6 protein-coding genes are annotated in these 8186 nt (G+C 59.8%); 4 read left to right on the top strand and 2 right to left on the bottom strand.

Annotation, left to right across the window (positions count from 1 at the left end; genetic code table 11):
* Window positions 1-177: 177 nt before the first annotated feature.
* Window positions 178-3267: a beta-galactosidase gene (locus tag AC1RKC_RS10005; RefSeq protein WP_493092305.1), complete on the bottom strand. Its 3090-nt coding sequence runs from the start codon at window positions 3265-3267 to the stop codon at window positions 178-180.
* Between the two features lie 113 nt (window positions 3268-3380).
* The gene (gene dpiA, locus AC1RKC_RS10000; protein WP_493092306.1) at window positions 3381-4067 is read right to left on the bottom strand and encodes a two-component response regulator DpiA; all 687 of its coding nucleotides are present in this window, start codon (window positions 4065-4067) and stop codon (window positions 3381-3383) included.
* 331 nt (window positions 4068-4398) lie between these two features.
* On the opposite strand from dpiA, the gene citC reads away from it, so the two are divergent.
* Genes citC through citF form a run of 4 tightly spaced genes read left to right on the top strand, consistent with a single transcriptional unit; the run spans window position 4399 to window position 8186 of the window.
* Window positions 4399-5472, top strand: coding sequence for a [citrate (pro-3S)-lyase] ligase (citC, locus tag AC1RKC_RS09995; RefSeq protein WP_493092307.1), 1074 nt, complete (start codon window positions 4399-4401; stop codon window positions 5470-5472).
* A complete protein-coding gene (gene citD, locus AC1RKC_RS09990; RefSeq protein ID WP_046373129.1) occupies window positions 5469-5777 on the top strand; it encodes a citrate lyase acyl carrier protein in 309 nt (102 codons plus the stop codon). The genes citC and citD overlap by 4 nt, the downstream gene beginning before the upstream one ends.
* Window positions 5761-6681 carry a citrate (pro-3S)-lyase subunit beta gene (gene citE / locus AC1RKC_RS09985; protein WP_020827712.1) on the top strand — a complete coding sequence of 307 codons (921 nt, stop codon included), beginning with the start codon at window positions 5761-5763 and terminating at the stop codon, window positions 6679-6681. Before citD ends, citE begins: the two co-directional genes overlap by 17 nt.
* Window positions 6681-8186: a citrate lyase subunit alpha gene (gene citF, locus AC1RKC_RS09980; protein WP_044552441.1), complete on the top strand. Its 1506-nt coding sequence runs from the start codon at window positions 6681-6683 to the stop codon at window positions 8184-8186. Before citE ends, citF begins: the two co-directional genes overlap by 1 nt.

Here is an 8186-nt window from a genome sequence, read left to right as displayed (position 1 = left end):
CTGGACTCGAACCAGTGACATACGGATTAACAGTCCGCCGTTCTACCGACTGAACTACAGAGGAATCGTGTGAACGGCCGGAATCATAACGGGGTGTTGGCAGCATGTCAAAGGCGGATTACGCATTCTGTGACTGTTTGCTTACAGAATGCGCAACCCGTTGAGGTTTTGGCAGATTTAGCCCAGTTCCGCGCGTTTTAACCGCAGCTGATAGTGGTAATGGCTGCGACTGAGCAGGTAGTCCGCATTGACGCTCGGGCTCCAGGAATCGTCGCCGCCGACCCCCATATGGAAGCCGTCGAGGTTGAGCCAGGTACCGGCTTCCGGCTGCAACAGATGTTGGTGGCTACAGTCCATCAACTGACGCAGGCCGTAGCGGCTGAGTGAAAAGTGGAACTGCCCGTCGACGTGCCAGTGGCCGTACTGCAACTGGCGGGTGTCGCAGCGCAGGCCGTTTTCGCCGGGGAAGATGTACGGCGTGTGCAGTTCTTCCAGCGGTCGTTGCCAGCGCCCGAATTGCGCGGCAAGGCGACGGTCCGGATAGTTTTCATGCGGCCCCAGGCCCAGCCATTGTGCCTGCGGATGGGTGTCCGCCAGTTGGCAGGTCAGGCCGATACGCGCCGGTGGCGGCAGGCTGGCGGCGATCGCGACGTCAACGCTGACGCTGACCGCGCCCTGGCTGTCGAACAACCACTGTTTGCGGCTGCACAGCAGCGTTTCCCCATCTACCCCGAACCGGTGCTCGCTCACCACCCGTACGCCGTCGCTCAGCAGATCGGCCTGCAGCAGCACGCAGTGCTCTTCCAGCCGGTACATGCCGGCCAGCTTCCAGCGTTCGACCCAGGCATTGGGATCGATACGTTCCACTTCGCTGATGCCGATGTCGTTATCCAACGGCGCACGGATAAAGTTATCTTGCAGCGGCGTCAGCAGCAGCGCTTCGCCATCTTGCCACCACTGGCTCAGGAGGCCATTTTCGCGGGCAAACTGCCAGCGTTGCTTGCCATGGCTAATCTCAATCGTCCGGTCATTCTGGCTCAGCTGCGGGGCAACGCTTTTCGTTGCTGGCGGCGCCAAATGCAGCGTGCGCGGTACCGGCCATTGATCCCAGGCGCAGCGATGGTTGGCTTCGGACCAGTCGGTGGCCTTGGGCTGTACCACCGCCACATTCAGCCACAGCTCGCCGGGCTGATGAAGTATTGGCAAGCGGTCTAGCAGGTGGAAGCTGGCGCTGCCCTGCGGCGGTAGCGCGAGGTCAAAGCTGCCGCTGGCGCGTTCTAGGCCGTCCAGCTCAAGCCGCCAGTCCAGCCGTTCGTTATCGCTATGGCGGAACAGGTACTCGCTGCTGACGGTCAACGTCAGCGTTGTGGCATCGAAGGCAAATTGGAAAAACTGCTGGGCGCGTTGCGCCTCGAACAGCGCCGGATGTGGTGTGCGATCGGGGAACACCAGACCGTTAAGGCAGAATTGCCGATCGTTAGGCGTGTCGCCGAAGTCGCCGCCGTAGGCCCAGTACTCATCTCCGTTGTCATCGCGGCGGGTGAGAGCCTGATCGACCCAGTCCCAGACGAAGCCACCTTGCAAGCGCGGATACTGGCGGAAGGCCTGCCAATAACGGTCAAAACCGCCGAAGCTGTTGCCCATCGCGTGAGCGTATTCGCACAGGATCAGCGGCCGCTGTTCATCCGGCAGGCCGATCCACTTCTTGATCGACCACTTGGGCACGGCAGGGAACGGCTGATCCTGATCCACCCGGGCGTACATCGGGCAGATAATGTCGGTTGCGGCGCTGTTGGCGCCGCCGCCTTCATACTGCACCGGGCGAGTAGGGTCCTGGCTTTTCACCCAGCGATAAAGCGCGTCGTGGTTGCAGCCGTGGCCGGATTCGTTGCCCAGCGACCAGATAATAATGCAGGGATGGTTGCGATCCCGCTGCACCATGCGCGTCACGCGCTCGCTCATCGCCGGTAGCCACAGCGGATCGTCGGAAAGCCGGTTCATCGGCTGCATGCCGTGGGTTTCAATATTGGCTTCGTCGACCACGTACAGCCCATAGCGGTCGCACAGCCGGTACCACAGCGGGTGATTGGGGTAGTGCGAGCAGCGCACCGCATTGAAGTTGTGCTGTTTCATCAACAGAATGTCGTGGCGCATCGTGGCTTCATCCATCACCTGGCCGTGCTGCGGATGATGTTCATGCCGGTTGGTGCCGCGGATCAGCAGCGGCTGGCCGTTCAGCTTCAGCAACCCGTTGCTGATGTCGATCTGACGGAAGCCAACGTCATAGGCTTCCACCTCAATAATTTCCCCGTCTGGTGCCAACAGTGCCAGCGTGGCCCGGTACAGCGTTGGGGTTTCAGCGCTCCATAGCGCAGGCTGTTCCACCGGCAGACGCAGCGTTGTGCGGTCATCATAGGCGCCGCGCTCGTCGATAATTTCGCTGCCGAGCGCCTGGATTTTTTCGCCAATCAGCTGGCCATCGCGCCACAGCTGCAGTTGCACCCGGTGCTGTGTCGGCCGATTGACGTGCGCTTCCACCACCAGTTCACCACGGCGGAAGCCGTCGTAAAGCGGGGTTGTGATGCGAATATCGCTCAGGTGGGCGGCGGGTTTATGCAGCAGGCTGACGTCGCGGAAAATCCCGCTCATGCGCCACATATCCTGATCTTCCAGATAGCTGCCATCGCACCAGCGCAGCACCATTACCGCCAGTCTGTTCTCACCGGCCTGTAGCCAGGGACTGAGGTCAAATTCGGCGGGCAGACGGCTGTCTTGCGAATAGCCGACCCAATGGCCGTTGCACCACAGGTAAAACGCCGAGTTGACGCCGTCAAAGATAATGCGCGTCTGCCCCTCGGCCAGCCAGGTGGGATCGACGGTAAACTGGCGGGAATAGCAACCGGTCGGGTTTTCTTCCGGGACCAGCGGCGGGTTAACCGGGATCGGGTAGCGGACGTTGGTGTAGATCGGCGCGTCATAACCGGCAAGTTGCCAGTTGGACGGCACCGCCAGCCGGTCGGCATCGGGCAGGTCCTGCCGCAGCCAGGCTTCGGGCACCGCCTGCGGGCTGCGGTAATAGCTGAACTGCCAGTCGCCGTTTAACGTTTTCTGGCTGCTGCTGGGGCTGTCGTCACGCGCCGCATTCAGATCGCGCCAGCTCGCAAAAGGTGGATGCGCAGCCAGCCGCTGATAATGGATGCAGGCCGGATTTTGCCAGTCCCGGCGGGCAATAAGGTCTTTCAGGGAAGGAGAGGGCAGAGCACTCATCGGCGATCGTCCTGTCGGCAGAGTAGAGGGGCATCATGCCGAATAAGATGCTGAGGAGAACCCAAAAAGTAAAGCGGTTACATTCAAGCTTGCAGGGGCGATCAAATAACCGCTTATTCTGGCTGAGCAGGCCGGTAAATCCGCTGCGGACGGCCTACCTTACCGTAAATGATTTCGGCGCGCAGCTGCTGGGCGGCGGTACAAAACTCCAGATAACGGCGTGCCGTGGTGCGGCTTAACCCCATCTGTTGCGCAACGCTTTCAGCGGTGTGGCTGGCCGAGGGCTGTTCGAACAGCCCGCGTATTTTAACCAGCGTCAGCTCATCGATGCCTGCCGGCAATGTCGCCATAGGCTCGCCGCGGGCGTAGGTATTGAACATCTGATCAATGCGGCGCTGGTTAAGGTGTGCCTTATCCTTCAGCGCCTGGTGCCGCTGGCTGAAGCGCAATAGTGTATGGGCCAGCCGATCATAGGCCAGCGGTTTGATCAGGTAATCGAACACCCCGTAGCGCAGGGCTTCGGCCACGGTGTCCATGTCGCTGGCGGCGGTGATAAAGACGATACCGCCGGCATAACCGCTCAGCGTCAGTTCGCGCAGCAGCTCAATACCCTGGCCGTCGGGCAGGAAGTTATCCAGCAGGATCAGATCCGGCTTGAAGCGCTCTGCCATGGTACGGGCCTGCGCCAGGGTACCCGCCAACCAGATTTGTCGGCAGCCGCCGTTTTGCCGGATAAATTCCGCGTGCATTTCTGCCAGCGGCGTTTCGTCTTCGACGATCAGTATATTCAGCCATTCCATAGTGAATCCCGTCTCCCCGTCGTCTTGCAGATTGCGATCAATATGCTACGAAAATGTAAGTTAATTGCCGCGTAAAATAAAGATTATCTCAATAATAAACACCATAAAAATAATTAAGTAAATAAAGAACATTAAATAACTTATTAACCGAAAGGGGTTTGTGAAACAGGTCAATAATTCGCTATTTTTTTCTGTTTACCATTGTTTCATTAAGTGTCCTTGGCGGATTTATCTCCATGGTTTTTAAGGTTTTAATTACTGTGATAAATGTTAATTGACACTCTTTTTTGTATTTGTTTTGTTATTTAATAGTTAACCCAGAGAGCGTGTTATGTTGGGCGACATCCTATTTAATCGAGTCAAAAGGTCCGATCATAAAAGTATCGCGCAGATTAATGCTTTCCTGCGTAGTAACGATCTGAATATTGACACCACGGTTGAAATATTTATTACCGTGACGCAAAACGATAAGTTGGTCGCCTGCGGCGGCATTGCCGACAATATTATCAAATGCGTCGCCATCAGCCCGCAAATGCGCGGCGAAGGTTTGGGGCTGACGTTGGCAACGGAGCTGGTGAATCTGGCTTATGAACGCCATCACACCCAGCTGTTTATCTACACCAAAATCCAAAATGAGCCGCTGTTCCAGCAATGCGGTTTCTACCCCATCGCCCGGGTGCCGGGCATCGTGGTGCTGATGGAAAACAGCCCGTGCCGGCTGAAACGCTATGCCGCTCAGTTAGCGGGCCAGCGCCGGCCGGGCACCACCATCGGCAGTATCGTGATGAACGCCAACCCCTTTACCCGCGGCCACCAATACCTGGTGCGCCAGGCCGCTGCGCAATGCGACTGGCTGCACCTGTTTTTGGTCAAGGAAAATACTTCGCGCTTCAGCTATGAAGATCGGCGGCGGCTGGTGCTGGCGGGCACCGCAGACATTCCTAACCTGACGGTGCACGAAGGGTCGCAATACGTCATTTCACGCGCCACCTTCCCCTGTTACTTCATTAAAGATCAAGGTATTGCCGACGACTGCTACACCGAAATCGATCTGAAGATCTTCCGTCAGTATCTGGCGCCCGCGTTGGGCATTACCCACCGCTTCGTCGGCAACGAGCCTTTCTGCGCGGTCACCGCCAAGTACAACCGCGATATGCGTTATTGGCTGGAAACCCCGGCGCTGCCCAGCCCGCCGATCGCGCTGGTGGAAATCGAGCGTTTGCAATATCAGGGCACGGCGATCTCCGCCTCCTGGGTGCGCAAGCTGCTGGCCGCCGGTGACTTTCACGCCGCCGCGCCGCTGGTGCCGCCAGACACCCTGTATTACCTGCAAGATTTGCAAACGCAGCGCCGGGCCAAGCCGGCGACACCCCCCTTTGAATCCGCACAATCAGGTGAAAGATGAAAATTATCCGAGAAGCAATGGCCGGCACGCTGGAATCCAGCGATGTCATGGTGCGCATCGCCCCCGCCGAGGGGCCGGAACACGATCTGCTGATCGCCAGCAGCGTAGAGAAACAGTTCGGCGAAGCCATCCGCCAAACGTTGCTGGAGGTGCTGCAACGTTATCAGGTGGAGCCGGTGCAGGTGATGGTGGACGACAAAGGCGCGCTCGACTGCGTGCTGCGGGCCCGGCTGGAAACCGCGCTGATGCGCGCCAGCGACAACGGTCTACTGCCATGGGGGGCGCGTCATGAAAACGCTGAATAAACACCGTCTGCGCCGCAGCATGCTGTTCGTGCCCGGTGCCAATGCGGCCATGGTGAGCAACGCCTTTATCTATCAGGCCGATGCGCTGATGTTCGATCTGGAAGACTCGGTGATCCTGCGCGAAAAAGACGCCGCGCGGCGGCTGGTGTATCACGCGTTGCAACACCCGCTGTATCAGGAAGTGGAAACCATTGTGCGCGTCAACGCGCTGGATTCCGCCTACGGGCTGGCGGATCTGCAGGCGGTAGTGCGCGGTGGGGCGGACATCGTGCGCCTGCCGAAAACCGACAGCGCGCAGGACGTGGTGGATATGGATCGCGAAATTGCCGCCATCGAAGCCGACTGCGGGCGCCCGGTGGGCAGTACCGGCCTGCTGGCGGCGATTGAGTCGGCGGCGGGGATCACCCAGGCGGTCGCCATCGCCCATGCCTCACCGCGATTGATCGGCATCGCGCTCGGCGCGGAAGACTACGTGCGCAACCTGCGTACCGAACGTTCGCCGGAGGGTATTGAGCTGCTGTTTGCGCGTTGCTCGATATTACAGGCGGCGCGGGCCGCGGGCATTCAGGCGTTCGACACCGTGTATTCCGATGCCAATAACGAAACCGGCTTCCTGCAGGAAGCGGCGCTGATCAAACAGCTCGGTTTCGACGGCAAATCCCTGATTAACCCACGGCAAATTGAACTGCTGCACAACCTGTATGCGCCAACCGCCAAGGAAGTGGCTCACGCCCAGCGGGTGGTGGATGCCGCGGCGGCGGCGGAGCAGGAAGGGCGCGGGGTAGTGTCGCTCAACGGCAAGATGGTCGACAGCCCGGTGATTGAACGCGCGCGGCTGGTATTGCAACGCGCAGCGCTTTCCGGCATCCGCGAAGCGTCGGTTCAGCACGGAGAGGAAGCATAATGAAACGCCAACAACGACTGATGACCCTGAACAACCTGGCGGACCTGCGCTGCTATCAGGATGCCTCCAAGGCCAACCTGCAGGCGCGCAAACCGCGCGATATCAAACGCTGCGACACGCTGGAACAGGCGGTACGCCGCAGCGGTTTGCAGGACGGAATGACCATCTCTTTCCACCATGCATTTCGCGGCGGCGATCTGGCGCTGAATCAGGTGATGGAAACGCTGGCGGCGATGGGGTTCCGCAACCTGACGCTGGCCTCCAGCTCGCTGAGCGAATGCCATGCGCCGCTGGTCGGCCATATCCGCAACGGGGTGGTGAGCCGCATTTACACCTCCGGCCTGCGCGGCCCGCTGGCGGATGCCATCTCACGCGGCCTGCTGGCCGAACCGGTACAAATTCACTCCCACGGTGGCCGCGTCAACCTGATCGAGTCCGGTGAGCTGGCGATAGACGTCGCTTTCCTCGGGGTTCCGGCCTGCGACGAATTTGGCAATGCCAACGGCTACAGCGGCGAAGCCTGCTGCGGTTCGTTGGGCTACGCCAAAGTGGATGCCGATACCGCAGGCACCGTGGTGTTGCTGACCGAAGCGATCCTGCCTTATCCACATCATCCGGCCAGCCTGGCGCAGGATCGGGTCGATCTGATTGTTCAACTCGAGCGAGTGGGGGACGCCGACAAGATCGGTGCCGACGCCACCCGCATGACTTCTAACCCGCGTGAATTACTGATTGCCCGCCGCGCCGCCGAAGTGATTGCCGGTTCCGGCTTCTTTACCGAAGGTTTCTCGCTGCAAACCGGCACCGGTGGGGCTTCGTTGGCGGTGACGCGTTTTCTGGAAGACAAAATGCGCGCGCGTGGCGTTCGCGCCGGTTTCGCCCTCGGCGGCATTACCTCAACCATGGTGGATCTGCATGAAAAAGGGCTGATTGCTCGCCTGCTGGACGTGCAGAGTTTTGACCGCGCGGCGGCGATGTCGTTGGCGCGCAATCCCAACCACATTGAAATCAGCGCCAATCAGTACGCCAACTTCAGTTCGAAGGGCGCTTCGGTCGACCGGCTTGACGTGGTGGTGCTAAGCGCGCTGGAAATCGATACCGGCTTCAACGTCAACGTGCTGACCGGTTCCGACGGCGTGCTGCGCGGGGCTTCTGGCGGTCACTGCGACACCGCCGCGGCGGCACGGTTGGCGATCATCGTCGCACCGCTGGTGCGCGGGCGCATTCCAACGCTGGTCGAGCAGGTGACTACCTGCGTCACGCCGGGCTCCAGCATCGACATTTTGGTTACCGATCACGGTATTGCCGTCAACCCGGCGCGGCCGGAGTTGGCGCAGCGGCTGCAAGAGGCTGGGCTGCCGGTGGTTGGCATCGACTGGCTGCGCCAGCGTGCGCTGTTGCTGACCGGCGAACCGCAGCCGATCGCCTTCACCGACAAAGTGGTGGCGGTCGTGCGTTATCGCGACGGTTCGGTGATCGACGTGGTGCATCAGGTGGCGGAGTAA

Source organism: Serratia sp. GW822-FHT06E05 (genome assembly GCF_058799445.1).
This window is presented reverse-complemented; position numbering and strand designations above follow the sequence as displayed.

Excerpts from the sequence above, each read along its gene's own strand:
- AC1RKC_RS10005 (WP_493092305.1), bottom strand. The coding sequence starts at position 3,267 with ATGAGTGCTCTGCCCTCTCCTTCCCTGAAAGACCTTATTGCCCGCCGG.
- dpiA (WP_493092306.1), bottom strand. The coding sequence starts at position 4,067 with ATGGAATGGCTGAATATACTGATCGTCGAAGACGAAACGCCGCTGGCA.
- citC (WP_493092307.1), top strand. The coding sequence starts at position 4,399 with ATGTTGGGCGACATCCTATTTAATCGAGTCAAAAGGTCCGATCATAAA.
- citD (WP_046373129.1), top strand. The coding sequence starts at position 5,469 with ATGAAAATTATCCGAGAAGCAATGGCCGGCACGCTGGAATCCAGCGAT.
- citE (WP_020827712.1), top strand. The coding sequence starts at position 5,761 with ATGAAAACGCTGAATAAACACCGTCTGCGCCGCAGCATGCTGTTCGTG.
- citF (WP_044552441.1), top strand. The coding sequence starts at position 6,681 with ATGAAACGCCAACAACGACTGATGACCCTGAACAACCTGGCGGACCTG.